This window comes from Streptomyces sp. N35 (assembly GCF_016464295.1).
Taxonomy (GTDB): Bacteria; Actinomycetota; Actinomycetes; order Streptomycetales; family Streptomycetaceae; genus Streptomyces.
Window position 1 is genome coordinate 42,778 of record NZ_JAEIMH010000030.1, and the last position, 26,987, is coordinate 69,764.

Annotated in this window: 24 protein-coding genes and 1 pseudogene; 8 read left to right on the forward strand and 17 right to left on the reverse strand. The window is 71.8% G+C overall.

Features of this window, described 5'->3' with window-relative positions:
- Positions 1-24 precede the first annotated feature (24 nt).
- Together JAO81_RS18360 and JAO81_RS18365 are read right to left on the reverse strand one after the other, a co-directional pair.
- Complete coding sequence (locus tag JAO81_RS18360) at positions 25-282, reverse strand: hypothetical protein (RefSeq protein ID WP_199548945.1); 258 nt, start codon at positions 280-282, stop codon at positions 25-27.
- A 152-nt stretch (positions 283-434) separates the two neighbouring features.
- Positions 435-1,472, reverse strand: coding sequence for a rod shape-determining protein (locus JAO81_RS18365; protein ID WP_199548946.1), 1,038 nt, complete (start codon positions 1,470-1,472; stop codon positions 435-437).
- A 253-nt stretch (positions 1,473-1,725) separates the two neighbouring features.
- Between JAO81_RS18365 and JAO81_RS43975 the strand changes: the two genes are divergently transcribed.
- Positions 1,726-2,049 (forward strand): hypothetical protein, encoded by a 324-nt coding sequence (locus JAO81_RS43975; RefSeq protein WP_374194313.1) that lies wholly within the window; start codon positions 1,726-1,728, stop codon positions 2,047-2,049.
- On the opposite strand, the gene JAO81_RS18375 is transcribed toward JAO81_RS43975, so the two are convergent.
- The 6 genes from JAO81_RS18375 to JAO81_RS18405 form a co-directional block, all read right to left on the reverse strand.
- Positions 1,991-7,450: an SAV_2336 N-terminal domain-related protein gene (locus JAO81_RS18375; RefSeq protein ID WP_199548947.1), complete on the reverse strand. Its 5,460-nt coding sequence runs from the start codon at positions 7,448-7,450 to the stop codon at positions 1,991-1,993. The two genes, JAO81_RS43975 and JAO81_RS18375, sit on opposite strands and share 59 nt — an antisense overlap.
- Positions 7,451-7,472: 22 nt before the next feature.
- Positions 7,473-8,603 (reverse strand): MoxR family ATPase, encoded by a 1,131-nt coding sequence (locus JAO81_RS18380; RefSeq protein ID WP_199548948.1) that lies wholly within the window; start codon positions 8,601-8,603, stop codon positions 7,473-7,475.
- A gap of 30 nt (positions 8,604-8,633) precedes the next feature.
- The gene (locus tag JAO81_RS18385) at positions 8,634-10,892 is read right to left on the reverse strand and encodes a CU044_2847 family protein (protein WP_267913041.1); all 2,259 of its coding nucleotides are present in this window, start codon (positions 10,890-10,892) and stop codon (positions 8,634-8,636) included.
- A 423-nt stretch (positions 10,893-11,315) separates the two neighbouring features.
- Positions 11,316-12,749: a carboxyl transferase domain-containing protein gene (locus JAO81_RS18395; protein ID WP_199548987.1), complete on the reverse strand. Its 1,434-nt coding sequence runs from the start codon at positions 12,747-12,749 to the stop codon at positions 11,316-11,318.
- Between the two features lie 109 nt (positions 12,750-12,858).
- Positions 12,859-14,292 carry an acyl-CoA synthetase gene (locus JAO81_RS18400; protein WP_199548986.1) on the reverse strand — a complete coding sequence of 478 codons (1,434 nt, stop codon included), beginning with the start codon at positions 14,290-14,292 and terminating at the stop codon, positions 12,859-12,861.
- A gap of 65 nt (positions 14,293-14,357) precedes the next feature.
- Entirely contained in the window at positions 14,358-15,740 is a 1,383-nt protein-coding gene (locus tag JAO81_RS18405) for an SLC13 family permease (protein WP_199548949.1), read from the reverse strand.
- Between the two features lie 404 nt (positions 15,741-16,144).
- Between JAO81_RS18405 and JAO81_RS18410 the strand changes: the two genes are divergently transcribed.
- The 4 genes from JAO81_RS18410 to JAO81_RS18425 all read left to right on the forward strand — a co-directional run bounded on the left by JAO81_RS18410 (position 16,145) and on the right by JAO81_RS18425 (position 19,370).
- Positions 16,145-16,879 (forward strand): FadR/GntR family transcriptional regulator, encoded by a 735-nt coding sequence (locus tag JAO81_RS18410; RefSeq protein ID WP_199548950.1) that lies wholly within the window; start codon positions 16,145-16,147, stop codon positions 16,877-16,879.
- Positions 16,880-16,968: 89 nt separating this feature from the next.
- Positions 16,969-17,604: a hypothetical protein gene (locus JAO81_RS18415; protein WP_199548951.1), complete on the forward strand. Its 636-nt coding sequence runs from the start codon at positions 16,969-16,971 to the stop codon at positions 17,602-17,604.
- Positions 17,605-17,731: 127 nt separating this feature from the next.
- Positions 17,732-18,481 carry a L,D-transpeptidase family protein gene (locus JAO81_RS18420; protein ID WP_233415552.1) on the forward strand — a complete coding sequence of 250 codons (750 nt, stop codon included), beginning with the start codon at positions 17,732-17,734 and terminating at the stop codon, positions 18,479-18,481.
- A 184-nt stretch (positions 18,482-18,665) separates the two neighbouring features.
- A complete protein-coding gene (locus JAO81_RS18425; protein ID WP_307813458.1) occupies positions 18,666-19,370 on the forward strand; it encodes a triacylglycerol lipase in 705 nt (234 codons plus the stop codon).
- A 7-nt stretch (positions 19,371-19,377) separates the two neighbouring features.
- Here JAO81_RS18425 and JAO81_RS43980 read toward each other — a convergent pair whose 3' ends face one another.
- The 3 genes and pseudogenes from JAO81_RS43980 to JAO81_RS18435 all read right to left on the reverse strand — a co-directional run bounded on the left by JAO81_RS43980 (position 19,378) and on the right by JAO81_RS18435 (position 21,464).
- A complete protein-coding gene (locus tag JAO81_RS43980) occupies positions 19,378-19,821 on the reverse strand; it encodes a hypothetical protein (protein WP_374194312.1) in 444 nt (147 codons plus the stop codon).
- Positions 19,807-20,268: pseudogene (locus JAO81_RS43985) on the reverse strand (NAD(P)-dependent oxidoreductase); the annotation flags it as partial. The gene JAO81_RS43980 and the pseudogene JAO81_RS43985, both read right to left, overlap by 15 nt.
- 104 nt (positions 20,269-20,372) lie before the next feature.
- Positions 20,373-21,464 (reverse strand): epoxide hydrolase family protein, encoded by a 1,092-nt coding sequence (locus JAO81_RS18435; protein WP_199548953.1) that lies wholly within the window; start codon positions 21,462-21,464, stop codon positions 20,373-20,375.
- Between the two features lie 127 nt (positions 21,465-21,591).
- Here JAO81_RS18435 and JAO81_RS18440 point away from each other — a divergent pair, with 127 nt between their 5' ends.
- A complete protein-coding gene (locus tag JAO81_RS18440; protein WP_199548954.1) occupies positions 21,592-22,068 on the forward strand; it encodes a MarR family winged helix-turn-helix transcriptional regulator in 477 nt (158 codons plus the stop codon).
- Between the two features lie 38 nt (positions 22,069-22,106).
- Here the strand turns inward: JAO81_RS18440 and JAO81_RS18445 are convergent, their stop codons facing one another.
- The 5 genes from JAO81_RS18445 to JAO81_RS18465 all read right to left on the reverse strand — a co-directional run bounded on the left by JAO81_RS18445 (position 22,107) and on the right by JAO81_RS18465 (position 25,441).
- Complete coding sequence (locus JAO81_RS18445; RefSeq protein ID WP_307813459.1) at positions 22,107-22,958, reverse strand: DUF3626 domain-containing protein; 852 nt, start codon at positions 22,956-22,958, stop codon at positions 22,107-22,109.
- The gene (locus JAO81_RS18450) at positions 22,955-23,608 is read right to left on the reverse strand and encodes a hypothetical protein (RefSeq protein ID WP_199548955.1); all 654 of its coding nucleotides are present in this window, start codon (positions 23,606-23,608) and stop codon (positions 22,955-22,957) included. Before JAO81_RS18450 ends, JAO81_RS18445 begins: the two co-directional genes overlap by 4 nt.
- A 150-nt stretch (positions 23,609-23,758) precedes the next feature.
- Entirely contained in the window at positions 23,759-24,349 is a 591-nt protein-coding gene (locus JAO81_RS18455; protein WP_307813462.1) for a hypothetical protein, read from the reverse strand.
- 14 nt (positions 24,350-24,363) lie between these two features.
- A complete protein-coding gene (locus tag JAO81_RS18460; protein WP_199548956.1) occupies positions 24,364-24,900 on the reverse strand; it encodes a hypothetical protein in 537 nt (178 codons plus the stop codon).
- Between the two features lie 106 nt (positions 24,901-25,006).
- Complete coding sequence (locus JAO81_RS18465) at positions 25,007-25,441, reverse strand: ATP-binding protein (protein ID WP_199548957.1); 435 nt, start codon at positions 25,439-25,441, stop codon at positions 25,007-25,009.
- A 134-nt stretch (positions 25,442-25,575) separates the two neighbouring features.
- Between JAO81_RS18465 and JAO81_RS18470 the strand changes: the two genes are divergently transcribed.
- Entirely contained in the window at positions 25,576-26,436 is an 861-nt protein-coding gene (locus JAO81_RS18470; RefSeq protein ID WP_199548958.1) for a helix-turn-helix transcriptional regulator, read from the forward strand.
- Positions 26,433-26,690 (forward strand): DUF397 domain-containing protein, encoded by a 258-nt coding sequence (locus JAO81_RS18475; protein ID WP_199548959.1) that lies wholly within the window; start codon positions 26,433-26,435, stop codon positions 26,688-26,690. The genes JAO81_RS18470 and JAO81_RS18475 overlap by 4 nt, the downstream gene beginning before the upstream one ends.
- Here JAO81_RS18475 and JAO81_RS18480 read toward each other — a convergent pair.
- Positions 26,687-26,987: DUF899 family protein (locus JAO81_RS18480; protein ID WP_199548960.1), on the reverse strand; the 301-nt coding region annotated here is incomplete at its 5' end. The two genes, JAO81_RS18475 and JAO81_RS18480, sit on opposite strands and share 4 nt — an antisense overlap.

Consider the following 26,987-nt stretch of genomic DNA (forward strand, 5'->3'; position numbering starts at 1 on the left):
TCCTGGTCGCTCGCCCGCCGCAGGTCAGGCGGGTTCGCGGCCGGCCGAAGGGCGGCCGCGGGCCCAGTCCACCAGACCGACGAGCGCGTAGAGCGCACAGGCACCGGCGGGCAGCAGAAAACCCCCCCGCTGCTCGGGGCACGCGGCCCCCCGGGCCAGCGAAGCCCCCACGAACCGCAGCCAGAGCCGCACGGTCGCTCCCGGCTCGATTCGGGCCATGCGTGCGGGCAGGCAGGACGCCAGCACGAGCAGGGCGCCGATGAGCTGCACGGACTGCGACACGGTGGGCGCCTCCAGGGTGACTCGGGGGTCGTTGGCAGAGGGGGTTGTTGGCAGAGGGGGTCGTTGTAAGTGGGGGTGTTGTCAGTGGGGGCCGATAGCCTGAAAAGGGCTTCGGCCCCCGGGTGGGCGGGGACTGTCCGGGCTGCGGGGAGTCAGTCCGCGAGCGGGTTGAGCTGCATCGGCTCGATACGGCCCTCGAGCATCGCGCCGAGGCCGAGGATCGCGCAGACGTCGGGGCGTTCGGCGATGTGCACCGGCATCCCGGTCGCATCGCGCAGCATCTGGTCCAGGCCCGGCAGGCGGGCGCTGCCGCCGACCATCATGATCCCGCGGTCCGCGAGGTCGGCCACCAGATCCGGCGGGCAGTCGCGAAGGACCCGGCCGATGCCGTCGAGCACGGCGGTCAGCGGGGTGTGGATGGCGTCGCGTACGGCAGCCGTCTGCACCTGCACCGAGCGGGCCAGGCCCGTGGCCACGTCACGGCCGTGGATCTCGGTGGACTCGGGGCCGTGCGGGGTCAGGCCGTTGCCGCTGAGGGCCAGCTGCAGCGGGCGTACGGACTGGCTCGGCAGCATCAACTCGTGCTGCTGGCGCAGATGCTGGACCACCGCGTGGTCGATCGCGTCACCGCCCACCGCGATCCGGTCGGCCGTCACGATCGCACCCATCGAGAGGACCGCGACCTGGGTGGTCGCCGCACCGCAGACGATGATCATCGTGGCTTCGGGGCGCTCCACCGGAAGCCCGCAGCCGACCGCCGCGGCGATCAGCGTGTCCACCAGCTCGACCCGGCGCGCACCGAGCCCGATCAGCGTCTCGGTGGCCGCGCGCTGCGCGAGCGGATCGGCGTCGTGCGGGACACAGGCCGCGGCGCGCAGCCGGGGCTTGCGGCGCAGGGTGCGGCGGAGCTTGTCGTCCAGGAGGTGGCCCAGCATCCGCCGGCACATCTCGATGTCCACGACGGTGCCGCCGGAGACCGGACGGACCACACGGATGTACGCGGGGGTGCGGCCCGTCATCCGCTCGGCGAACTCGCCGACCGCGATCAGCGCTCCCGTACGGGTGTTGACGGCGCACACGCTCGGCTCGTCCACGACGAGCCCCGCCCCCTTGACGAAGACCCGCGTCCGCGCGGCGCCGAGGTCGACGGCGATATGGCAGCGACGCAGCTGCTCCAGGCTGACGGTCATGGCGAATTCCTCCCGAGGCACAGACCGTGAAGGGCCGCCGGCCGGCGGTCCCTTTCGCATCGTGCGGGGGGCGGGGACGGGCCGCGCGTTGTGGTGGGCCGGGCGGGGAGAGGCCGGACGGGTGGACCTGGTGTAGGGGGTGCTCGAGGCGGCGGGGGTTGCCATCCCCTGTGACCAGGGCCCCCTCCGACGGCAAGAGCCGTCCCGTCGACAGCGCAGCGGAGGAACACCCGCTCGGGCCGCGCGTCGCCGGGTGCGTATCCTCGCCGACATCATCCCGCTGCGCACCTCCGCCGACTACCGGCGCCTGTGGATCGGCAACACCGTCTCCTGGACCGGCCGGGCGATGACCGCACTGCAAGTGCCAGGCGATCGTGTCGGCCGCCTTCAGGGTGTCTTCATCGTGGTGGTCGCGGGCGGCCCACGCCTCGGCGACTTGCTCGCGGTGCGGTGGCGGCATTTCGTGCGGTACGACGCGAGGGCGCCGGTGGCGCAGGAGTGCTGCTTCCGCGGCCGGATCACCTCCGGGGTGGGGGTGTCTCCCGCGCGGCGTCGAGGAGGGGGTGCAGGTCGGTGATGGTGGTGTAGCAGCCGGCTGCTTCCAGGTGGACCCGGGCGCGGGCGCCATCGGCATAGCCGATGGTGGTGATGCCCAGGGTTTCGGCCGCTTCGAGTTCCGCGACCGTCGACGTGATCAGGAGGGCGTCGTTCGGTGCGCAGTCGGCGGCGGCGAGGGCGCGGCGCAGGCAGTCGGGGTGGGGCATCAGGCGGGTGAGATCGGTGGCGCGGCCGTGGATCCCCCCGCGCAGCCGGCCGCCCAGGCCGCGGGAGTCCAGATAGGTGGAGACGACGACCGGGTCCGCATCCGTCACGATGCCGACCGTCCGGCCCTGGGCGTGCAGGGTGCGGATCAGCGGATCGGCGTACGCGGTCGGGAAGCTGGACGTCACCATCCGCAGCTCGATCTGGGTGAGCCGTTCGGCCGTCGGAGCGGCCAGGCGGTGGTGGGCGATGGCCCGGAGCAGGTCGTACGGGTGGGCGTAGCCCTCGGACGGGTTGATGGGGGTGCCCTTGAGAAGGCGGTCGCCGCGCAGGGCTTCGTCGGGATGGCGCAAATCGGCGATATTGCGGGCGAGTTCACGGCTGACGGAGGTGGCGGTGTGCTGGGCGTACAACCGGACGACGGGCCCGTCGAATCCGAGGAGAACGGTGCGGGCGGTGGACAGGGCTTCCGTGACGGGGGACCTTGAGGGCGGCCGGGTGGGGGATCGTCGGCCCTCTTCGCGGGCGGCATCTTCCCGACGCTTCTGGTCGGCGAACAGCCGGTGCGCCCGTGCGGCTTCCTCTGCCGACCACATGGCCTGTTGTGCTGCTTGCTGTGCGACGTTCGCCGAGCCGGCCTCCGTGGGTTCCGTCGGCGCCTGCGCCTGCGCTGTCTCAGTGGGCTCCGCCGCCTCCGCCTCCGCGGCCTGGGTGGCTTCCGGGGGCTCCCCGGGCAGTGCGGACATTCGGCGCAGCAATCGCCTGAGGAGTCCCTGCCGTTCCTCCTCCGGCGGATCGGCGGGCACCTCGGTCGGAGGCACCGGCGCCTGGGACGGTGCGGGCCGGGCTGCCGCTTCGTAGGCGGACGGGTCGACCGGAGGCTGGGCGGCCGGGCCCGACGGTGGGATGGGCTGGGCGGCCGGGCCCGACTGCGGGATGGGCTGGACGCTCTGCGGTGGTGGCGCCCCGGGCAAAGTGGCCGACAGGCGGACGGAAGCGGCGACTGTCAGCCCGGGGACCGGCCACGGGTCGAAGTGCGCATCCTGTACGGCCTGTTGGGCTGCGCCCAGGCGGCCAAGGGTGTAGCGCCGGGTGATGCGGGCCAGCAGGCGGGACAGGTGGTCGAACGAAGGGGTCGCCACGGAGGTCACGTCGGCCTCGACGAAAGCCCGTGGGTCCGTCACGTGCCAGGAGAGCTCCACCGAGGCCGTGAACGGCATGGACTCCGCGCTGGGGAGCGGCAGTTCGCGCCACTCGCGCGCCAGGGTGAGGTCGACCTCGTAGTAGCGCGTCGTGACGTCCGTGTACCGGTCGTCCTCGACGCCGAACTCGTCCTCCTCCGGTACTTCGTACACCACGGCAGTGGTCGCGGCGTTCACCTGCGGTGCCACGTCGTGGTCGAGGATCGGGAACGGGCCGCGGACCAGATCGCGTCGACCGGCCTCCGGGCCGCGGACCAGATCGCGGTAACGGGCCTCCGCGCTCGTGAGGTGCCGCTCGACGGTCAGCCTCTCCTCCGTGCCGGCCGGGGCAGGACCGGCCGACAGCCGGTGGACGTACGCGACCACCTCGCCCTGTGGCGCGAGCGGGCTGAAGCTGCGCGGCAGGAGCGGGATGGTGCCGCTCATCGCCTCCTCGTACAGGGGCGGCGAGAGGATCACCAGGGCGTCCCCCGGGTCGGGGCCGATCTCGTGGCGCAGGGAGGCGGGGGCCTTGTGGCCGATCGGTTCCGCGTTGTGCCAGAACATCACGCGCAGGCTCACCCGGGGCGGCAAGTGGCCGCGGACCGTGTGGAGTTCGCTCAGTACGGCCGGGAGCAGCGGCAGGACGGAGACGCCCGGATCGGTGAGGACCAGATAGCCGTTCGTACGGGCGAGCAGTTCGTGGCCGTCGGGGTCGAGCAGGTCGCGGGCGAGCAGCTCGCTGACGAAGCGGCCGATGAGGTCCTGGGCCCGGTCGTTGGCATCGGGGGAGTCGGCGAGGAACTCGAAGACGACGGCGGACCGGCCGCGCTTTTGGGCGCCGAGCAGGTCGCGGTACAGCTCGTCGTGGAGCGCGGCGAGCTCCGGGGCGGGGTTCGTCTCGTCGAAGCGCTCGCGGTAGCGCTCGTACGACTCGATCGCCTCCCTGATGCGGCCGAGATGCCGCAGCGCGACCATGTGGAGGCGGCGGAACTCCTCGTCGTCGGGGTAGCGGTTCACGAGGTCCGTCAGGTGGGCTGCGGCCTGGTCGTACTCGCCGAGCTCCAGTTCGTAGTCGGCGACGCCCCGATGGAGCGACAGGCGGAGGGCGTTGAGGCGGGAGCGGGCGCGCTTGGCCGCCGGTCCGGGGATGCCGTCGAGGGGCTCGCCCCGCCAGAGGCCGAGTGCTTCCCGAAGGTGCTGACGCGCCTCGTCGATGGCGCCGGTCTGCCGGTACATACCGGCGTTGCGTACGTGGATGTCGACCCGCGCCGCATCGATCTGCAGAGCGGTGGCGTGCACGGCGAAGCCGTCAGGGGTCCGGGCGAGCAGGCCCGGGCCGAGCACCTGGCGCAGTTCCGCGGCGGCTCGTTCGACAGGCCCGGCGACAGCCGGTTCGCCGATACCCGCGGCGATCTCGGACAAGGGGATGCTCCGGCCCTGGAGCAGCAGCAGCATGGCGAGCATCGCCCTGGCCTGCGCCGACAGTCGCTCACCGCCCGCGCAGAGCTGAGGACCGAGCAGGTGGAAGCGGGGGAGCTGGTCGACGGCGGCGGCTTCGATCGGATCGAAGTCACGGGAGGTGAGCAGATCCAGGGTCCCGCCGGTGCGCGAGGTGTCCCGCGCGCCGGTGAGGGGGAGCCCGGCCAGACGCCGCCAGTCCCGAAGGCGTCCTGGTTCGGACAGGTCAGGGGCGAAGAAGTGGCGCAGCATGGCGTCCAGTTCGGCCCCGTCCGCCGCCGGGGAGTGCGAGGTGTCGCTGTCCATGAAGCCGGCGATCCGCACGGCTCCGTCGTGGCCGATCAGGATGTCCTGGACCTTGAGCGGGCCATGGGACAGGGACTGCCGGTGGGCGGCGGCCAGCCCGTGCGCGGTCTGCCGCGCGACCAAGGCGGTCAGCCAGAACGGAATGCTCACCTGTGTCCCTGCTCCGCGCAGCAGGTCATCCAGGCTGATCCCCTCCAGGTACTCCATGGCGATGTACGCCGAGTCCCCGTCGAATCCGTGGTCGAGGACCGTGACCACATGAGGGTGGCGCACCGTGGCAAGGCTGCGCGCCCGCTGCTCGAACGCGCGGCCCCGCACGCTGTCCTGGCGTATGCCGCGGAAACGCTGGAGCGCCACCGGCTGACGCGTCTCGACGTCCCGCGCCAGCCACACGCGCCGCGCCCCGTGGCCGAGCGGCCGCACCAGCTCGTAGCGCTCTCCGAACAAGCCCTCGTGCACGGGCTGTGCGGGCGCCTGGGCAGGCCCCGCGGGCTGTGCGGCCTCCTGGGCAGGCCCCGCGGGCTGTGCGGCCTCCTGGGCGGGCCCACCCATCCGGTCCACGCTCTCCGCCCGCACCGTGGCGACCTCCGCACCGCCTGGTCCGCGCTCCGTCCCACCCGGCACCGCCACCCGGAACTCCCCGGCCACGATCCCCGCCCGGTCGTCGATCGGCGCTCCGAGCCGCGCCAGCAGATCCCGGGTCCGCAGCCGCGAGGTGCGCGGCAGCGTGCCGAGGAGCAGATCACGTACGCCCTCGCGGAAGACATACGAGCCCGCCTCGCCCGGGACCGCGCGCAGCAGCCCGCTCAGGATCACCTCGGCCAGGTGTCCCGGCTGCGGGCGGGGCTCCAATGCGGCCTGGACCAGGCGCATATACGGGAGGTGGGGGCGGCCCACCGCCAGGTGGCCGGCGAGACGGAACGCCTCGGGGGAGGCGATCGAGCGGAAGCGGAGGAGGAGCTCCTCGGGGCCGAGCCGCTGGACGTCGGTGCGGCCCGCCTCGTCGAGCGGTGCGGGTGGCGGGGCGGGCGCGAGGGCGGCCGCCGCTCCCGGGACCGGGCCGCTGCCCGCCACCAGCGCGGCCCAGTTGGCGAGCCAAGACGCGGACGGCTCCAGGACCGGGACGATCAGGCACTCTTCGTCCGGATCGGCCGTGGAGTACGCCGAGTTGGGGGCGGCGGGCCACGGTGCGGAGAGGGTGGTGGGCGTGGCGGGGAGCGCCGTGGTGCGCCACAGGCGTTCCGGCAGGGGCTGGACGATCGCGACCGGATGGCGCGATGCCCAGCGGTTCAAGGTGGCGTACCAGCGTCGGCCCGCGGATCCGTCACGCCACTGGGGGCCCATGCAGTCGCTGACGACGAGGGTGACCGTGCGGCCGTCCGCCGGGGTGCCTTCGGCGCCGCGCACGGCTCCGGAAGCCGACAGGCGGTGGACGTCGAGGGTGCGGAAGATGCCGGACTGGCCGAACACCGTGCACAGTTCGCGCAGCAAGGGCCGCCAGATCGGCATCGTCGGGCCGTCGTCGTACACGATCCGCAGCCGCAGCCAGCGCTCCTGTGCGGGCCGCAGAACCGGCAGCCACCACTGAGGTGGTGCGGCCAGGCGCGCGATGCGCTCGGCGGTCGCCGTCTCGTCCAGCTCGACACCGGCGGGCGCGGGGACGCGGCGCTTCAAGGGGCGCAGGGCGCGCTGGAGGGTGAGCGGGCGGGGCAGCATCGGGGGCGCAGGGGCGAGCAGGGTGGTGTACGTGCCGTCGTCGGCCGCCGGGGTCTCGCGTGGATGCTCGGGGCTGGGGGCGGGGTCCGGGAGGTGGACGGGGACGCGGGGTGCGGGCGGCGGTGGCTCGGGCTTCGGGGAGTGGTCCGCGGGTGGCGGGAGCACGTGGCCGGGGGCTGCCTTGTCCGGGGTGCGTGGCCGCGGGCGGGGCGGGGTGGACGGGGCCGGCTCCGGCGCACTCATCTGCCGTGCCAGCCACAGTAGTTCGGCCAGTTCGACCGAGGTCGGTCCGGCATCGGCATCCTCGTGGCCACCCGCTTCGGCCAGCACGCGGGCGAGGCGGGCGACGGAGGCGTCTTCGGGTACGGGTGCGGGTGGGAGGGCGGACTCGTCGTCCGAGGCGGGCTTACGGGCCGGGCCGGACTCACCTTCCCGGGCCGGGCCGGACTCGCCTTCTCGGGCCGGGCCGGACTCGCCTTCCTGGGCCGGGGATTCGTCCTCCCGGCCCGCCGACTCGCCCTGCTCCGGGACGCCGCCCTGACCTTCCGGCACCCTCGCCCCGCCGAACTCTCCCTCAGAACCCCGCATCGTCCTGATGCCCCCGGCTCAGATACGGCATCAGCTGCTGGGCCAGCGCATCGCGCGACGCACCGTCGAGTCCGGCCGCCCCCGTCAGGTAGATCGCGTTGAGCAGCTGGTCCGTGGCGAGTTCACCCGCCGAGCCGCGGTCGAGGAACCCGGCGATCAACTCCTGGGCATACGGGGTCGGTTCGCCCAGGTGGGCGCGGACGATCTTCTCCAGGTGGGCCTCGCGCGGCTGGTGCAGTTCGAGACGGACGCAGCGGCGCAGGAACGCCGGCGGGAACTCGCGCTCACCGTTGCTCGTCAGGACCGTGAACGGGAAGGCCCGGCAGCGCACCCTCCCGCGCCGCACCGTGACCCGCTCGTCCGTGCCGTCGACGAGGACGGAGGCCGAGGGGGTGTGGCGGGTGGCACGGACCAGTTCGGGGATCTCGTACTGGCCCTCCTCGAGGATGTTCAGGAGGTCGTTGGGCAGATCCAGGTCGCTCTTGTCGATCTCGTCGATGAGCAGCACGCGCGGACGCTGGTAGGGCAGCAGCGCCGTGCCGAGCGGGCCCAGGCGCAGATGGTCCTCAAGATCGCCGGCTCCGGCCTTGGCCGGCCCGCCGCCCGCTCCGGCCTTGGTCGCCTCGCCGCCCGCTCCGCCCCTGGCAGGCCCGCCACCCGCTCCGACCTCGGCCGGCCCACCCCCCGCCCCCTCGCCCCGAGCCGTCGCGGGCGCCCCCCGCCCCCCCCCGGACAGCCGTGACAGCGGGTCGTACGCGTAAAGACCGTCGTGCAGCACCGTCCGGCTGGTGATGTTCCAGCGCAGCACCGGCCCCAGCCTGAGTTCGTGCGCCACCGCGTACGCGAGCGAGGACTTGCCGCTGCCGGGCGGACCGGTCACGAGGAGCGGTCGCCTCAAGTACAGGGCCGCGTTGACCAGTTGGACCGCCTCGTCGGTGGCGATATACGTACGTGCGCGGTGCCGGCGGTCGGGAGACGTCGCCGACTCGTCCTCGTGCTCCGCGGGGGTCGCGAGCGCGGGCCCGCCGTCGAACGCGCGCCACGGCGGTGGCGCGGGCAACTGGTCGATGCCGTCGTGCGGCTTGCTCGAGCCGGTGAAGACGGGCCACAGGGACATGGTTCTCCGTTCCTTTCGCGGTGCGGCCGCTCAGCCGACGGGTGAGTCCAGGAAGGGTGCGGTCTCGGGCAGCGCGCGCGGGTCCTCCCACAGGAGCGAGAGGTCGTGGGCCCAGTGCGCACCGGCGCCGGAGCCCAGGGCTTCGAGCCGCAACTCGTAGACCACATCGGGAAGTTCGCCCGGTGGCAGCCCGGCGAGCCGCTCCGCGAGCCGGTCGAGGAACTCCTTGCCCGCGCACACGTCGTGCGGCCCGCCCGCGCAGCCGCCGCGCGGCCAGATCACGGCGGGCACGGGCGCGTTGAGCCCCGCCTTGAACGCCTCGCGCACCCGCCCGGGCGGCGCCCCGAGCCCCAGCAGATCCGCGCCGCGGCGCAGCCCGATGGTCAGGCTCACCGGGTCGCCCGGCGGTGCGCCGCAGCCGATGCGGTGCAGCCGGGCGTCGGCGCGCAGATCCAGCTCCTGCCACTTGCGGCGCAGCTTGTGCTGCAGCATTCCGCTGCGCCGCCGCTCCAGTTCCACCACCACGACCGGCGCGAACGAGCCCAGCGGACTGTGGTCGTCCTTGCTGCGCTGCCAGTGCACCACATCCGTGTTCAGCCACTTGCGCGGCAGTACGAAGGCGATCAACTCCCTGCCGTCCAGATCCACTTCGCGGTACGCGTCGTCGATCCGCTCCAGTACGTAGGGCCGCACCTCCTGGGTGGTGAGGGTGCGCTGGCCGATGATGTGCCGATGGGCTCCGTTGTACGCGGAGACCTCCACGAGGAACCGGTCCTCGCCCGAGCCGCTCGGCGCGATCTCCACCAGGACCGGCGACCAGGCCGGCCGCCCGGCGCCCGCGGCGGGAGCGGCGGCGGGACGGCCCGCGCGCCCCAGTTCCCGTAACGCCGTACGCGTGCCCGCGTCCTCGCAGTAGTCGGCGAGCCGGGTCGCGAACCGGCCGATCGCCGCCGTGTCCTGGCACTCGCTCAGCAGGTACCAGGCCACGTCCCACAGGGACTTCAGACGCCGCAGCGGAGGCGACGCAAGCGGACCCACCGCGTCGCGGTACAGCCGGTCCGGAGCGCAGCCCGCGGTGTGCCAGGTCTTCTGCGTGCCCACCGCGTCGATCAGGGTGCGCAGCCGCTCCTTGTCCCGCGCCGCGAACTCCCCGGTCGGAATGAGGTCTCCGAGCCGCGGCCAGTAGTGGGCCATGACCTGCGCGGGGAGCATCCGGCCGTTGCGGACCTCCTTGCCGCCCGTGGTGGAGACCATGCCGACCACCTTGCCGCTGTGCGCGAGGGTCAGTGCGGCGCCGCTGAAGCCGTGGTCGAGGGTCTGTCCGGCCGGGCCCCAAGCCTCCAGCTGGTTCCACTCCTGGGTGATCCGCTGATCGCCGGTGGCCCGGTACTCGGCGAGCACGCCGTCCGAGTCCGGCTTGAGGAAGCCGTACGCGAGCAGCCGCGGCGGCGGATCACCGTAGGCCTCGGCGGGCGAGGCGAACTCGGCGGGCCGCAGCCCTACCGGCTCGGCCAGTTCGAGTACGGCGAGATCACCCGGGCTGACTCCGCCGGTCCAGCCGCCGTGGGCGACCACCTCGGCGGGCATGGGGTATCCGCTGCTCGAGGAGCTTGTGCTCGAAGAGCTTGTGCTCGAGGAGCTTGGCGAGAGGTCGGGGGACAGGTGCGGGAACGTGACGGTGACGTCGTCCGTGGCGTGGGCGCTCACCACGTGCGCACAGGTCAGCACATGCCGGTCGGTCACCAGGAACCCGGCACCGAACTCGCGGCCGCAGCGGATCCGGGCCTGCCAGGACGCGTTCATGGCTGTGGTGCGGGAGGTGTGGGGGGCGTCGGGGGAGCGGGCGGCGCCGGCGGTTGCGGTGGGGTGACGGTGGCCGCACCCTCGACGGCGTCGGCGGGCGCCCCCCCGGGGCCCCCCGCCCGCCCCCGGCTCCTCCGCCACCCGGGGCCCGCCGACCCTCACCTGGCCCTGCTGCCCGGGCGCCCAGGCCAGCTTGACCACGAGGTGGCCCTCGACCGCGCTCTTGGCGATCAGCGCACCCGCCTCGGCCGTGAGCTTCACACCGAACTCGATCTCCACCGAGTCCGGCTTGAGCGACCCGCCCTGGAACGTCCTGAGCGCCGCCTCGGCCGCCGACCGGACACCGGCGAGCGAGCTTTCGAAGGTACGGGTGGCCCGTACGGCGCCGTCCGAGCCGCTGACGAGACGCTGACCGTCGTCGTCGGCGGCGAAATCCACGGGGACGATCGTCCCGTCCTCGGTGCTGAACTCCAGGTACTCGCCCATGCCGCGCCCCCGCACTCGTGATCGGCCGGTCCCATTGTGGCTCAACTGGACGTCACTTGTTGTCCGTTGCACACGAAGGCGCCGCCTCCCCTGGGACGGGGGAGACGGCGCCGTGCGTGACTCCTCGGGTCGGACCCCGGGGTCAGACGAGCCAGCCGACGAAGTGGGCGAGGCCGGCGAGGATGTCGGTGATGACGTTCATGGTGGGACGTTCTCCTTGTGACTGTGCTGAGTCGGGACGAATCCACGGCTGCGTGGGACACGAGCCGGGGAGTGCGCAATTACGGTCTGCAGCCCGTTGCTTGCGTACCGTCAGCATCGTTGGTCACATAGGACAAAAGCAAACGCATACGTGACGATCACCTGTTCTGGGGAGCAACTGTTCCCTTGTTCGGGCGAGTTGATCCTGGGATGCCGCCGACGTCATCCGCCCACCACTCCTCGTACGACACCCAGATCCACCAAGTCCTGTGGCCTGAGCCGCAGTTCGTCCGCCGTCTGCCGCACGAGGCCGGCCGGACGCTTCAGGATCGCGGCGGCCGGCTCGGGCGCGATCACGGAGAAGTAACTGGACGGTGTGGCCCAGGTGTTGCCGGGCGCCGCGAGCGCCAGCGCACCGCCCGAGCCGCCCTCGCCGATCAGCAGCGTCGTGACCGGGACGCGGGCCGTGGCGACCGCGGTGAACAGCTCGGCGATGGCAGGGCCCGCGCCGGCCGCCTCCGCCGCCGCGTCGTTCGCGGCCCCCGGGGTGTCGACCAGAGTCAGCACCGGCAGACCGAGCCGGCCGGCGAGCCGGATGAGACGGGCCGCGGTGCGGTAACCGGACGGCCGGGTCGCGGTGCCGCACTGCGCCGCGTACGCGATCGTGCGCCCCTCGTGCAGCCCGAAACCGCACAGCATGCCCGGGTCGCGGCCGCCGCAGCGGTCACCCGAGACGGCCGTACGCTCGGTGAAGTACGCGTCCAAGTAGGCCTCCGCGCGCGGGCGTCCGGGGGCGCGGGCCGCCTCGACCGCGTCCCAGCCGGACTCCGGGAGCCTTATGTCACCCTGCGCCGGCGGCACGGGCGCGGGCAGTCCCGATCCGGGCGAGGTCAGCAGCCGCAGCCGCAGCGACACCTCCGCGCGCAGGTCCTCACCCCGTACCACCGCGTCCACATGCCCGGACGCGAACTGCGCCTCGGCCGTGTACGCCGCCGGATCCGCGTCGGCCGGCCGTACCCGCGACCCGGCGAACCCCACCTGGGCGCCGGGCAGCGCCACGATCATGTCGGCGCCGGCCCCCAGGGTCGCCCAGCCGCCGCCCGTGGTCGGGTCGCGCAGCACGGCCAGCTGCGGCACGCCCGCATCCGACGTCAGCGCCGACTGCCGTGCCACGCGCTGGAGTTGGGTGAGCGCGAGCATCCCCTCCTGCATCCGGCTGCCGCCCGTCGCGATCAGCGAGACCACGGGGAGGCGGCGGGCGCGGGCGTACACATGGGCCGCTTCGATCAGATCGCCGGTACGCGTGCCGAGCGAGCCGCCGAGGAAGCCGAACTCGAACGAGACCACCACCGCCCGCGTCCCGCCGATCACCGCCCGCCCGCACACCACCGACTCCTGCTCGCCGGTGCGCTCGACGGCCCGGGCCAGCGAAGCGCCGTAACCCTGCCAGTCGAGGGGGCCGTCGGGTTTGGGATGCGGGCTGGGGGAGGGGGATTCGGCGGGGTCGTAGGTGGGGCCTTGGGTGGTGGGGTCTTGGGTGGTGAGGTCTTCGGCTGGGTCTGCGGTGAAGTCCTCGGTGAAGTCTTCGGTGAAGTCTTCGGTCAGCAGGGCGATGGCTTGGCGGGCGGTGAGGCGGGGGGTTGAGGTGTCGGACATGGAGGGCTTGGCGGGCATGGAGGGCGTGGCGGGCTTGGGCGTCGCGGGTTCGGGCATGGCGGGCTCAGGCATGGCGGGTTCGGGCATGGCGGGCTCAGGCGTCGCGGATTCAGGCATGGAGGGCCTTCTTCATGATCTTGCCCATGTCGTTGCGCGGCAGCTCGGTGAGGTAGTGGACGATGCGCGGGCGCTTGTGCGGGGCGAGCTGCGAGGCCACGTGGTCGGCCAACTCCTCGATGCTCGGCGGCTGTTCGGGATCGACGGGGACGATCCACGCCACGATCCGCTCGCCGAGGTCCGCGTCCGGCTCACCGGTCACCGCCGCGTCCCCGACCGCCGGGTGCTCCATCAGGACGTTCTCGATCTCGCCCGCACCGATCTTGTAGCCGCCGCTCTTGATCAGGTCGGTGGCCTTGCGGCCCACGATGCGTACGTAACCGTCCGGGTCACGCACCGCCATGTCACCCGTACGGAAATAGCCGTCCTCGGTGAACGCCTCCGCGGTGGCATCCGGCCTGTTGAGGTACTCCAGGAACAGGTTCGGGCCGCGCACCTGGATCTCGCCCACCTGGTCGGGACCGCCCGGGAGCTCCTGTCCGCTCTCGTCGACCAGGCGCAGCTCGACACCCCGCAGCGGGACGCCGACGGTCGCCGCACGGGGTTCGCCGTCCGCGCGGACGCTGGTGTTCATCAGGGTTTCCGTCATTCCGTACCGCTCGATCACCGCCCGCCCCGTCGCTGTACGGATCCGCTCGTGGTCACGGGCCTGCAGCGCCGCCGACCCCGACACGAGCAGCCGCGCACCCGCCAACGCCTTCGCCAGCGCGGGATCCCGGGGCAGCTGCTCGGCGATCCGGTGATACATCGTCGGTACGCCGAAGAGCATCGTGGCCCCGGCACTCAGCTCCTTGGTGACCCCGTCCGTACTGAAACGGCCCAGATGGCGCACCGAACCGCCGCGCCGCAGCGGGCCGAGGACGCCGAGGATCAATCCGTGGACATGGAACAGGGGAAGCCCGTGCACCAGCACGTCCTCGGAGGTCCACTGCCAGGCGTCCTCCAGGGCATCGAGCGTGGCGGCGAGCGCGCGGCGCGGCAGGACGGCGCCCTTGGGCGGGCCGGTGGTGCCGGAGGTGTAGACGATCAGGGCCGGGTGGTCGGGGGCGGGTTCGGTCGGGAGCTCCCAGGCTCCGGGGAGCGCCACGGTCGCATCGAAACGCGGCAACAGCCGTAGAGGTGACGGCAGTTCGTCGTCTTGTGCCGCCAGCACCACCGTCGGCTCGCAGTCACGCACGATGTGGGCCAGCTCCCGCTCGCCGATCTTCGGGTTGAGCGGTACCGCGGGCACCCCCGCGAGCAGCGCCGCCACCACCCCCACCGCGGTCTCCATGCTGGGCGTCGCCCACACGGGGACCAGGCGCGCCCCCTTCAGGGAGGCGGCCAGGCGCCCGGCGACCGCGGCCAGTTCGCCGTACGACAGCGAGCGCTCGCCGAACCGCAGGGCCGGCCGCGACCCGCCCTCGGCGAGGGCCGGGAACAGCATCGGGTGGGAACTCACGTGACGTACTCCAATCGTCGAGGGGCCGCTCGTCTCGAGGTCAGCCTGCCTCACCCGAAGCCGGGCACCACCAGGACCAGCCAGACGACGGCGGGAACCACGGCGACCACGATGCCGCCGTAGATCATCAACTGCCGGAAGAACCGCTCGCGATCGACATCGGGGGCCGCGGCGAGTACCAGCGCTCCGTTCGTCGAGAACGGGCTGACGTCCACGACGGTCGCGGACACGGCGAGAGCGGCGATCATGCCGACCGCGCCGATCTCGCCCTGTGCGAGGAACGGGACGGCCAGCGGGATGAGGGCGCCCATGATGCCGACGGAGGAGGCGAAGGCGGAGATGACGGCGCCGATGTAGCAGAGCAGTACGGCGGCCAGCAGCGGTACGCCGATGTCGCCGACGCCCTCGCCCGCCCACTTGATGGTGCCCATCTCCTCGAGGACTCCGACGTAGGTGAGGACACCGCAGATCAGGAGCACGGTCGGCCAGGCGATCTCGCCGACGGCCTTGCGGCTGGTGTCCGGCCAGACGGCGCTGAGCACCACGGCCAGGGACACGGCGGTGAGTCCGGCGTCGAGGTCGAAGACGAGGACGGCCACGACCAGGGCGACCAGGGCGATGAGGGTGGCGATACGGGGTGGGGTGAGGCGGGTGTCGTCGGCGGGCGCGGACGCGGGCGCGGACTTGGGCTTGGGTGCGGACTTGGGCTTGGGCTCGGACTGAGGCTCGGACTCTGGGGTCGGGCTCTTGTGGCTGCTGTCGTCGGTGCTGCTGTCGCCGGTGCTGCTGGTGCCGGCGCCGGCGAGGGCGACGGTGTCGGCGCGGCGGCGGGCCAGCTTCAGGCCGCCGAACAGGACGAAGACCACGCCCGCGATGATGAGGTTGGCGACCAAGGACGCCAGGAACAGGGCGAGTTCATTGCCCGGCAGGTTCTCGCGCTCGACGATTCCGTTGACGATCGAGCCGTAGATGCTGATCGGCGAGAAGCCGCCGCCCTGCGCGCCGTGGACGACCATCGCGCCCATGAGGAGCGGGCTGATGCTGTAGCGCGCGGCGAAGCTCAGGGCGATCGGCGCGACGATCGCGACCGCGGCCGGGCTGACGGCGCCGATGGCGGTGAGCGCGCCGGTGATCACGAACATCACCCAGGGTATGAGCGCGATCCGGCCGCCGACCAGCCGGATGGAGGCGTGCACCAGCCAGTCGGTGGTGCCGTTGGCGCGGGCGATGGCGAAGAGGTAGGTGACGCCGACCAGGACGACGAAGAGGTCGCCCGGGAAGCCGGCGAAGATGCCGTCCGCGTCGAGGTCGGCGACGAGTTCGCCTACGCCGAATGCGGCGGCGAAGGCGAGCGCGCCCATGTTGATCGAGCGGGTGGTGGCGATCACGAAGACCACCACCAGTACAAGGATCGAGATCAGTTCCGCGGACATCGGGGGCTCCCCGGGAGCGAAGTGGTCGAGTGGCTGAGCCACTTGACCTAGGGGGTGGGCGGGTGGCTCAGCCACTGGACCGGGCTGGGGTCGGGTGGGGCTGTGGACGAGTGGCTGACTGGCCGAGTGGCTCAGCCACTTGACCGCCCAGCTACCCAGCTACCCGGCTACCCGGCGACGGCCGGCACCACATCGGTCAGCCGGCCAAGTGACCCAGTGGCTCAGTGGCTCAGTGGCCCAGTGGCCCAGTGGCAAGGTGGCCAAGTGGCTGAGCCACTCGGCCAGTTCGGTGCCCCACAGCGTCAAGGGAGCGCGCCCCGTCGTCAAGAGGTTTCACTCAAATTGGCTCAGCCACTCAGCCAACTCCGCTGCTACGCTGCGGACATCCAGGGAGGGGGTGGGCCATGTCCGAAGCACTGCGGCCCATGGGGCGTACGCGCCTTTACGAGCAGGTCATCGACCGCCTGCGCACCTACGCGGCCGAGTCCGGCCTCAAGTCCGGCGACCGCCTCCCACCCGAGCGTGAACTCGCGCAGAGACTCGGCGTCTCCCGCGCCTCGATCAAGCAGGGCATCGTCGTCCTCGAAGTCCAAGGCCTGGTCGAGGTGCGCCACGGCGGCGGCACCTATTTGGTCGGCGACAGCCTGGACGTCGCCGAGCCCGTCGAGCGGCTCGTCGAGCGCAGGCGCCGGCTTCCCGACGTACTCGAAGCGCGTGAGGCCCTGGAGACCAAGCTCGCCGAGCTTGCCGCGGAGCGCCGTACGGACGAGGACCTCGCCGCGCTGCGCGAAGCCCTCGGGTTCATGGCGGCGGAGATCGAGCGGGGCGAGCACGGCGTGGAGGGCGACCGACGCTTCCACGCCGCGGTGACGGCGGCGGCCCACAGCGCGATCCTCGCGGAGTTCATGCACTCGATCGCCGAGCAGATCACGGAGTCCCGCCACGAGTCGCTGCGGCAACGGGGCCGCCCCTCGAAGTCGTTCGCGCAGCACATGGCCATTTTCGAGATGATCGACGCCCGCAACGGCAGGGCGGCGGCAGCGGCGATGCGGCGCCATGTACGGACGGTGGCGAAGGTGCGGCTCCTGGACTGGGACCCGGAGGGCGACGGCGTCGCGGAGGGCGCGCTCAAGGGCTGACCGCCGCCCGTTGATCCGACAAGGTGAAGTTGGGCTCTTGTGTGTCGTGGTGCCGTTGTCGGCCAGTGGTATACCAGCATCTTCATGGCATGCAGATTCGAACTACTGCCCTCGTCATCGGCGTCGCCGGAGCCCTCGCTTCCCTCACGGCTCCCGCCCACGCCGCCGCTCCGCAGGACACCGCGCCGCGCGACGTCCCGGCTGTCGAGTCCCTGCCGCAGGGCCCCGGCCCGGGCATGGACTGCGAGGAGTGCCTCGACAAGAACCTCGAGAAGTACCTCGACGCGCTCCTGAAGAAGGAGAAGGCCAAGTACTCGAAGCTCTTCAAGGGCGAGAAGGGCGACCCGGGTACGCCGGGCGGTCCGGCCGGCCCGGCGGGCCCTGCCGGTCCTGAGGGCCCCGAAGGTGCCGAAGGCGCCGAAGGCCCCGAAGGTCCTGCGGGTAAGGACGGCGCCGCGGGCAAGGACGGCGTGAGCGGCTGGGAGAAGGTCAGCGGCACCTACACCGCCCTGACGGCCGGCGGTAACGACAAGAACGTGGCCTGCCCGGCCGGCAAGAAGGTGCTCGGCGGCGGCATCGACGTCGCCAGCACCGATTACTCGGACTTCGGCATCAGGGCGTCCATGCCGTACGGCGACACCGCCTGGCGCGGCTACGTGCAGGCCGGCGGAGCTGCCGTGGGCGACCAGTGGGCCGTCTTCGTCATCTGCGCCGACGTCGCCTGAGCGAACACCAGCCAACCTGAGCAAGCCTGAGCAGACCTGCTGCAGAGAGCCGTTCCCGAGACCCCTCGGGAACGGCTCTCGCCGTGAAAGGAGTTCGATGGACGGTCGACGAAGAGGCGCGAGAAGCTTGCGAGCCCTCTTGGTCCTCGGCCTGGTTGTCGGTGAACTGCTCGTCGGCACGATGACGTGGGGTGCGCTCGCGTCGGGCAGGGCGACCCGCTCGGCGCCGGCCCTGAAGGTGCCCGAGATCGAGCAGTTCCCTCCGTTCGAGCGGGCCAAGAGGCCGCCGTTCTGTACGGGGCAGGCGGGCCAATATCAGAAGGCGATGGAACGTCACCTCAGGCTGAAGCCGGTCGACGGCAAGCAGTCGCCCGCCGACTGCCGCGCGATCCAGGCCTTCCAGAAGCGGCACGGCATCCGCCACGCACTCGGCTATGCGGGCCGGGTCACCTGGGGCACCGCCAGTGTGCTCGAAGCGCGGGCGCGCCCCAACCCAAGGCGCCGCTGCCCCGCCACCCCCCGTCGGGGCGTGTGCGTCGATCTCACCCGGCAGCTGCTGTGGGTGCAGAAGAAGGGGAAGGTGACGTTCAAGGCCGTGCCCGTGCGGACCGGGGCGCCGCGCTATCGCACCCGGACCGGGTGGTTCCGTATCTACGCCCGGAACAAGAGGCACCGCTCCACGCTGTACGCCAACGCCCCCATGCCGCATGCCCAGTTCTTCTCCGGCGGCCAGGCGTTCCACGGTCACTACGGCTCGATCTACGACCCGCCGGGCTCGCACGGCTGCGTCAACATGCGGCCGGCCGACGCGAAGGCGCTCTGGTCGCATGTCGGCTACGGCACCTCCGTGTACATCTTCGGCCGCAAGCCCCGCTGACCAGCCGCAAGCCCCGCTGACCGGTCGCAAGCCCTCTGGCCGGTCGCAAGCCCCCCGCTGACCGGCCGGAACCCCTTCGCCGACCGGAACCCCACCTGCACGGGTCTGTTCTTCCCGCCCCGCAGGCCTCACCATGCTCGGGACCGCTACTCACGCGTAACAACCCTTGACCAAGGGGGACTTCGTGCTGCGCTCTCGTATCCGCAAGGCCTCACTGTTCCTGACCGTCGCGGCTCTGCTCGGTCTGTCGGGTGTCGCCCAGGCCGGCACCGGACAGACCGGCCCCTCCGTCCATGCCGCCCGCACCCCCGTGATCTTCGTCCACGGCTACAACGCCGACCCCGGCGTCTGGGGCTCTCTGCGCGAGGACTTCAAGTCGTCCGGTTACACGGACGCCGAGCTCTTCTCCTGGGGCTACGACACGGACCAGTCCGTGAACGAGACGCTGTCCGGCCGGTTCGCCGAGTACGTGGACGACGTCCGTACGCAGACCGGCGCCGACCGGGTCGACATCGTCGCCCACTCCTTCGGGAGCCTCGTCACGCGCTGGTACATCAAGCACGGCGGAGGCCTCGGCGAGGTCGACGACTGGGTCTCGCTCGCCGGCCCCAACCACGGCACCAGTACGGCCTGGGCGTGCGCGCTCTGGTCCCAGGCCTGCCGCGACATGACGCCCGGGTCGTACGTCCAGGACGGTCTGGCCGAGGGGGACGAGACTCCGGGCGCGGTGTCGTACGCCACGTTCTGGTCCAACTGCGACGAGGTCATCAACCCGGACAGCAGCGTCCCGCTCACCGGCGCGGCCAACATCGCCGCGGGCTGTCTGAAGCACAACGACTTCCTCGGCGATGACGCGGTGTCCCAAGGTGTACGGAACTTCGTGAGCTGAGAGTTCCCTACGAGCCGACACTCAGCGCGCGCACCGCGGCGGATGCTGTGAACTCCGTCCGGCCTTCGGCCAGTTGGCGTTCGAGGTCCGCCGCGGAGCGCTCGAAGTGGTCGGGGTGCACGCCGGCGTCCCGTGAGGCCTGTGCCAGGTTGCGGGCGGCGGCCAGGACCACGTCCAGGCCCTGTGCGTAGACCGGCTGTTTCCCGTGCTCGCCGTCGGAGTCGACATCGGTGGCGAGTACGGGGAGCAGCCGGGCCATGTTCGTCAGCCAGGGCACCAGGAGCTCGGTGAAACCGGCGGCGGTCACGTCCTTGTGCGAGGTGGCCATGGCGACGGAGTGGAAGAAGCCCGCGAACATGTGGTCCATGCCGCTCAGCAGCGCCAGGTCGTACAGCGAGGCCAGGCCCGTGTCCGCGCCCACGTACTTCGCCGCGCCCAGGACCTCGAACACCTCGCGGTGTGCGGTGAAGTGGTCCTGCGGGCCGCTGTAGAGGAGGAAGGCCTCGGGGGTGGCGACGGTGGTGGGGACCGCCATGATGCCGCCGTCCAGGTAGTCGGCACCCTGTGCGGTAGCCCAGGTGCCGAGGGACCGGGCCTGGTCCGGTGTGCCGTTGCTGAGCTGGACCAGGGTGCGGCCGCGCAGGGCCTGGGCCGCGGGGCCGAGCAGGGTGCGCGTGACCTCGTAGTCGATCAGGCAGACGAGGGTCAACGGGCTGGCCGACAGGGCCTCTTCGACACTCGCGGCCCGTACCGCGCCCTGTGCCACGAGCTCGTCGGCCTTGTCAGCGCTGCGGTTCCATACGGTCGTCCGATGGCCGGCGGCGATCAGCGCCGACGCCAGTGCCCTGCCCATCTCGCCGAGACCGATGACGGTCACGTCCGTGCGCCCCACGATGTCCCCTTTACGCTGCGATTCCCCTTCGGCCCCGGAGGTCCGGCTGCCCGGTCCTCAGCCTCACCCGGGCCTGCGGCACCATCAAGTACGCACATCGAAGTGGGTGGTTACCTGGAGGGAAGCCCGCTGCTCAGGAAGAACTCCCGCACATCCCCGGCAAGGAGCTCAGGCACCTCCATCGCCGCGAAGTGCCCGCCGCGTTCGAACTCGGACCAGTGCCTGATGTCGTAGATCCGCTCGGCCAGCGGCCGAACCGACTGCGTGATGTCGTACGGGAGCACCGCCACGCCCACCGGCACCTCACAGGCCGCGTGCCCGCGCGCTGTCTCGCGGTGCAGCCGGGCCGAGGAGGCGGCGGTGGCGGTGAGCCAGTACAGCGAGATGTCGGTGAGCATCCGGTCGTCGCTCACGGGTGTGCGCGGGTCGGTCCACTGCGCGAACCGCTCGGCGATCCAGGCGAGTTGGCCGACGGGTGAGTCGGTCAGCGCGTACCCGATGGTCTGCGGGGTGGTGGCCTGCAGGGCCTGGTACGGCGGGCGGTTCGCCATCAGGTGGCGGACCTTGTCCAGGCGGGCCTCGTCCGAGGCGGACAGCACCAGGCCGGCGTCCGGATCCGGCCTGGTCGGCAGATAGTTGACGTGGACCCCGACGACCTGCTCGGGTGCGTGCGCTCCCAGCGCCAGGGAGATGCCCGCGCCGAAGTCGCCGCCCTGCGCGCCGTAGCGCTCGTATCCGAGACGGCGCATCAGCTCGGCCCAGGCCCGCGCCACGTGGGCGGCGTCCCAGCCGCGTGCGTGGGTCGGACCCGAGAAGCCGTATCCCGGGATGGACGGGATCACCAGGTGGAAGTCGCGCGACAGCGGCTCGATCACGTCGAGGAACTCCAGGAACGAGCCGGGCCAGCCGTGCGTGAGGATCAGCGCGAGCGCGTCCGGCTTCGGGGAGCGGACGTGGACGAAGTGGATGCGCTGGCCGTCGATCTCGGTGGTGAAGTGTTCGAGCTTGTTGAGGTCGGCCTCGTGGGCGCGCCAGTCGTATCCCGTACGCCAGTACTCGGCGAGCTCCTTGAGGCGGGCCAGCGGGAAGCCGTAGTCGGACCCGGCGTCGGTGACCTCGTTGGGCCAACGGGTGCGGGCGAGACGGTCGTCGAGGTCGTCGAGGTCGGCCTGAGGGATGTCGATACGGAACGGTTCGATCATGGTCTGCACCCCGGTCGGTGATCTGTGGCGGGCAGCGCGATACGCTGCGCTCCGAAACGTTCGTCGCACTAACGAAGGTAGACTGTTAGTGTAACTAACGCAATAGACGGAGATACGGAGGACCCCCATGAGCCCGACCCCGGAGCCCACCCCGGCCCGGCTGCGCACCATCCCCAGCCGGCTGCTCGCGGGGGCCGCGCTCGTGGCCGACCGGCTCGTCGGTGAGCGGCTCGCGGCCGAGGGTGCGCGCAAGTGGCACTTCGCGGTCCTGGTCGCGCTGGCGGAGGCGGGAGCCGCGAGCCAGGCCGAACTCAGCGGCCGTACCGGCATCTACCGCAGCGACATGGTCGCCGTGCTCAATGAACTGGCCGAGGCCTCCTGCATCCGCCGCGAACCCGACCCTGTCGACCGCCGCCGCAACGTCATCACGCTCACCGCCGCCGGCCGCCGTCGCCTGGAACGCCTCGACACCCTCATCGCCGACGCGCAGCGGGAGCTGCTCGCGCCGCTCACCCCCGAGCAGCAGGCCCAGCTCGCCAGCCTGCTCACGGTCCTGACCGATCATCACCGGCCGCCGCATCCCGGCCAGGACGACGCGCACTAGGCGCGCACTGGGGCGCGCATCAGGCATGCACCAGAGGTCTACGAAGCCGGCGCCCCGAACCGCGCAAGCAGATGCCACACCCGCTTCAGCGCCTGCTGGTCATAGTCGCCCGACCGGGACGCCTCGCCCAGCAGCGCCGGGTCCAGGAACCCGTCGCGTGCCAGTGACAGGCCGAGGGTCACGAACTCCTGCCCCCGGTAGTCGCCGTGCCGGGCCAACTCGCCCACGGAGATACGGAATCCGCCGTGGAACTCCACGGGGCAGCCCAGCTTGCGTGCCGACGCCTCGACCTCCGTACCCCTGAAGCAGGGGTCGAGGACCAGCGCCTCGGCATCGGCGGCGAAGCGCACCGGGCCGTGGACCTGGGTCTCGATGTAGTCGTCGAGGGCGTCCTGGTCGTCGGCGAGCGCGAGGGGGATCAGGTCGCAGGCGGCGGCGACGCCGAAGTCGGCCGGCTCCAGGAAGCTGTCCGGGTAGCAGAAGGTCGTGCGAGTCAGCGCGCCCGCCGTCAGGCGCAGGTGCGCCGAGCCGAAACGGGGCGCCGCACCGGTGGTCCGGCGGCGGAAGTTGAGCCCGCCGTACACCGGACGCTCCGCGCCCGGCGCACCGTCGTACGCCCCGCCGAAGATCCGGCTCTCCCAGCGCCAGCGGTCGCCGCCCTCGTACGCGGTGAGACCGCCGTTGCTCGTGCCGGTCACGAACTGTGAGCTGTAGAGGCCCTGTTCGGCCATCGCGTCGAGGATCGGGGTGCCGTCGCCGGTCAGCCGGTCGGGGTGGAAGTTCAGGGTGACGCGCAGGGTCGCATCGAGCGGGCCGCCGCGCGCGAGGCCCGTCACGTGGTCCAGGGCGCGCGCGGCCCGTCCGGCCCGCACCCACGTCTGCGTACTCACGCCGTGTCCTCCCGCAGCCTGGCCGCCGCTTCCTGTCGCAGGCGGGTTGCCTGCTCCTGTCGCAGTCGGCTCACCGTCTCCTCGACGGCCTGGTCGACCAGCTCCTCCCGCGCCTCCGCCGCCGCCCGCTTCACCGTCGCGCTCATCCGCTGCGCCTCCTGCGTGGTCGGCAGAAAGCCCGCCAGGAGCAGGGGCAGGGACTTGCGTCGTACGAGGAGTTCCGCCGCGGATGTCAGCTGCGGGCGGCGCACCACCGACACGTTGACGCGGACGGCGTGCTCGTTGCCCTGCGGTACGCCCGGGCGGTCCGTCTCGATCGCGGCGTACCGGAAACCGTGGGCGAGTTCGCAGCCCGCGCATCCCGCGGGCCCGCGCCCCAGGCGCCCGCCGCAGTCACCGCACGTGAGGCGGTCGAGCGCGGCGTCGACCACGCGCCAGTCGTGCCGGTCCGGTTCGCTCACGACCAGCTCGGCCAGGGCGTGCTCCTCGGCGGGTCCGGCGCCCCAGTGCCGTACGAACGCGGTCCACTCCTCCTCGACGAGCGCGTCCACGAGCGCACGGCAGGCGGTGCACTCCGGCGCCCCGCCGTACGCGTAGCCCCCGCATTCCGCACACCGCCGTGGCGCGTCCCCGACCTCCGGTCTCACCATGGGCAGGACTATCTCCCATCGGCGGGCCGACCGGGAAACCCTTTACGCGGCAGTCCCCACACGGCAGTCCCCACACGGCAGTCCCTACGTGGCAGTCCCTGCGCGGTCGCGCTACGCGGCCGTGTTACGCGGTCGCGCTACACAGCCGTGCTACTCGGCCGCGACGACCCCTTGCAGCAGCCCCCACGTGAAGTCCCCGATATACGCACGCCGCGCGCCCTGCGCGTCCGGGGCCTCGAAGGCGAGGCGCCAGCGCGTGGGCGCCGCGCCTTCGCGCAGCGTTGCGGGCGGGAACGCACCCCCCACCTCGTCGACCGTGGCCGACCAGGCGGTGAGGTCCTCCACCGTCCGCAGTCGCGGCCCCGGCTCGCCCGGCGCGCGGATCAGCCACTCGTTGACCACCGCGGCGCCGCCCGGCGCGAGCAGCACCTCGAAGCGCAGGTCAGGCCAGAGCGGCACCGGCCAGAGCAGCGCCTCGCAGGCCAGGTCACCGACCTGGCGCCGCAGCGTCGCCGCGGGCGCCCCGAGCACGGACCGGTAGCGCGCCACGGCCCCCCGCCCCCGCGGCGAGCGCACCATCGCCTGCCAGCGACGGTTCGCCTCCCTCATCTCCCCTTGGGATACGCCGAGTTCGCGGCGTGCTTCCTCCACGCGTACGGGGTTGTGGTCGGCCATCCGGCGCAGCAGGACCAGCTGGAAGTCCAGCGGGGTGAACGGGGCGGGGGCGGGGTGTCGTGTCACAAGGATCCAGTGGATCAGACCGTCGGGCTCTTCGGGTAGCCGTAGCTCTTGACGCCCTTGCCGTCGTTCTGCCAGTTGAACCGCAGCGTGCCGTCGGTGTACGCCTTCTTGCTGCCCACGTACACCTTGAAGGTGCGGGTCCAGGTGCTGCCGTTGCCGGAGGCGTTCATCCGGTCGAAGTCGTCAAGGAGGTTGTAGTCCTTCTTGAGGTAGACCGAGTCCGTGCCGGAGCGGGGGCGGTTGACGTTGAGCCGGAACTGAGCCGAGTCGAAGGTGTTCGACATCGGGGGACCGTAGTTCGGCAGGAAGTCGAAGGTCACCTTGGACTTCGCGTAGACGTACGAGCCGGCGGCCTTGATGCAGTTCTTGACCGTGATGTTGAAGTTGTCGGGCGCGGGGCCGTCGTACGCCTCGTCGTCCATGTTGTGCTTTTCCGACTCGCAGTCCCAGCTCGCGGCGGAAGCGGAGCCGGTGCCTATGACGGAAACGCCGAGCACGCTCGCACCGATGACGGCGAGCGACAGAGCCCTCTTGGGCAGGTTGAGCTTCATAGGTGAAACATCCCCGTGTTGGTGAGCAAAGCTTGCTGATGCTAAGCGCGGCCGAGCCCGCCACCGCCCCCGGTCACGTGGTCGCCCCCTCCTCCGCACAGGCCCCTCACCGGTCCTGCACCTTGATCACCGCCCAGACCGTCTTGGTCATGCGGCCCGTACGTTCCCGGACGCCCCAGTCCTCGCTGAGCGCGTCGACAAGCAGCAGGCCCCGGCCCTCCTCGGCGAGCGGGCGCTCGGGCAGGGGGCAGGGCGGGCGGTCGGCGCGGGCGTCCGCCACCTCGATCGCGAGGCGTCCGAGGGTCAGCGCCAGCCGCAGCTCGAAGTCCCGGCCCGGTACGCGACCGTGCGTGACGGCGTTCGCGGCGAGCTCGGCGACGACGAGGGCGGCGGCGTCGGAGGCGGCCGACCCGTGCGGGACACCCCAGTCGGCCAGCTGCTGCACGGTGAGTCTGCGGGCTAGGCGGGCGCCGCGGCGGGTGGCGCTGAAGCGCTGCGTGAAGGTCAACTCGGTGGAGGAGTCGGTGATTTCGAGGTTCATGTCACTGAGCGTGGTCGGTCGCGTCTACGCTGACCAGGAGTGACGGCGCGACGGTGGGTAGCTGTATGAGTGCGTACGGGAAGCTGTACGGGCCGTCCACCGTGACCACGGCTGGCGCGAGGGCGGTGCGGAGTATGGCGGAACGTGAAGAGCGGCCGGAGCGGCCTGTCGAAGCGGATGGCACGGCCCATCTGTTCCGGGCGCTCGGCAAGCAGATCAAAGTGCTCCGGGAGGTGGCCGGGCTCCATCAGCGGGAGCTTGCGGCGGCGACCCACGTGGGCGAGTCGCTGGTGTCGTCGATCGAGCGCGGCGTACGGACTCCCCAGCCGGAGTTCTTGCACGCGGCGGATGAAGTCCTCGATGCACGGGGCGTGTTGAAGGCGGCGATCCCCGAGGCGCGGGAGGCGCTCGCGCGGTCACGGACGCGGCATCCGGACTGGTTCCGGGACTATGCGAAGGCCGAGGCGGAGGCCACTCAACTCCACGACTACAGCAATCAGGCAGTGCCGGGCCTGCTGCAGACACCGGATTACGCGCGGGCGATCTTCACCCAGCGCAGGCCGCTGCTCGACGAGGAGACCATCGAGACGCGTGTGGCCGACCGGCTGTCCCGCAGGCAGGTCTTCGAGCGCTGGCCCGCTCCGACGTTCACCTTCGTACTGGAGGAGGTGGTGCTTCAGCGGCCGATCGGTGGGAAGGCGGTCCATGAGGCCCAGTTGCGGCACCTGTTGGAGGCCGGGCGGCTAAGGACCGTGGAGCTTCAGGTGATGCCCACTGATCGCGAGGAACATCCCAGCCTGGACGGTTCGTTCATCCTCCTGACGCCCAAGGGGCGCCACCAGGTGGCCTACACAGAGATCTACGGCCACGCACGACTGGTCACCGATCCCGCAGAAGTCGGTGTCTTCGCCGACCGCTATGGGATCATCCGCTCCCGGGCTCTCCGCCCCTCGGAGTCCTTGGCCCTGATCGAGAAGATGCTGGGAGAGAGATGAACACCACCGAGGAACTCGCCTGGTTCAAGTCGAGCCACAGTAGCGGTGAAGGCGGCGCGTGCCTCGAAGTCGCCTACGCCTGGCGCAAGTCGTCGTACAGCGACGGCGAAGGGGGCGCCTGCGTCGAGATCGCCCCGTGCCCCCAAGCCATCCACATCCGCGACTCCAAGCACCACCACCCCGAAGCCGCCCACCTCACCGTGACCCCGGCCAGTTGGACGGCGTTCGTGGCGTTTGCGCGTACCGAGGTCTAGGCCTCCTCGGAGCCGTACAGCTCCGCGTACTTCTGCGACTCCATCCACTTGCTGTACGTGGGGGACTGCGGCCAGCCGTCCGGGACGTCCTGCCACTCCTCCTGGCGGCCGTACGGCAGCAGGTCGATCAACGGGAAGGTGTGGCTGAGCTGTTCGCAGCCGCGGCCGTCCGTGTGCCAGGTGCGGTAGACCTTGTCGCCGTCGCGCAGGAAGACATTGAACGCGAAGCCGGCGCCGGGCGGGGCGGGGCAGGCCGGCCCGCGCGGGGGCGCCTCCGGCGGGGAGGACAGACGCTCC

What these genes read in the sequence shown, in the direction of transcription:
- JAO81_RS18365 (WP_199548946.1), bottom strand. Translation starts at nt 1,472, where the DNA reads ATGACCGTCAGCCTGGAGCAGCTGCGTCGCTGCCATATCGCCGTCGAC.
- JAO81_RS18380 (WP_199548948.1), bottom strand. Translation starts at nt 8,603, where the DNA reads ATGTCCCTGTGGCCCGTCTTCACCGGCTCGAGCAAGCCGCACGACGGC.
- JAO81_RS18385 (WP_267913041.1), bottom strand. Translation starts at nt 10,892, where the DNA reads ATGGGCGAGTACCTGGAGTTCAGCACCGAGGACGGGACGATCGTCCCC.
- JAO81_RS18395 (WP_199548987.1), bottom strand. Translation starts at nt 12,749, where the DNA reads ATGTCCGACACCTCAACCCCCCGCCTCACCGCCCGCCAAGCCATCGCC.
- JAO81_RS18400 (WP_199548986.1), bottom strand. Translation starts at nt 14,292, where the DNA reads ATGCTGTTCCCGGCCCTCGCCGAGGGCGGGTCGCGGCCGGCCCTGCGG.
- JAO81_RS18405 (WP_199548949.1), bottom strand. Translation starts at nt 15,740, where the DNA reads ATGTCCGCGGAACTGATCTCGATCCTTGTACTGGTGGTGGTCTTCGTG.
- JAO81_RS18410 (WP_199548950.1), top strand. Translation starts at nt 16,145, where the DNA reads ATGTCCGAAGCACTGCGGCCCATGGGGCGTACGCGCCTTTACGAGCAG.
- JAO81_RS18415 (WP_199548951.1), top strand. Translation starts at nt 16,969, where the DNA reads ATGCAGATTCGAACTACTGCCCTCGTCATCGGCGTCGCCGGAGCCCTC.
- JAO81_RS18435 (WP_199548953.1), bottom strand. Translation starts at nt 21,464, where the DNA reads ATGATCGAACCGTTCCGTATCGACATCCCTCAGGCCGACCTCGACGAC.
- JAO81_RS18440 (WP_199548954.1), top strand. Translation starts at nt 21,592, where the DNA reads ATGAGCCCGACCCCGGAGCCCACCCCGGCCCGGCTGCGCACCATCCCC.
- JAO81_RS18450 (WP_199548955.1), bottom strand. Translation starts at nt 23,608, where the DNA reads ATGGTGAGACCGGAGGTCGGGGACGCGCCACGGCGGTGTGCGGAATGC.
- JAO81_RS18460 (WP_199548956.1), bottom strand. Translation starts at nt 24,900, where the DNA reads ATGAAGCTCAACCTGCCCAAGAGGGCTCTGTCGCTCGCCGTCATCGGT.
- JAO81_RS18465 (WP_199548957.1), bottom strand. Translation starts at nt 25,441, where the DNA reads ATGAACCTCGAAATCACCGACTCCTCCACCGAGTTGACCTTCACGCAG.
- JAO81_RS18470 (WP_199548958.1), top strand. Translation starts at nt 25,576, where the DNA reads ATGGCGGAACGTGAAGAGCGGCCGGAGCGGCCTGTCGAAGCGGATGGC.
- JAO81_RS18475 (WP_199548959.1), top strand. Translation starts at nt 26,433, where the DNA reads ATGAACACCACCGAGGAACTCGCCTGGTTCAAGTCGAGCCACAGTAGC.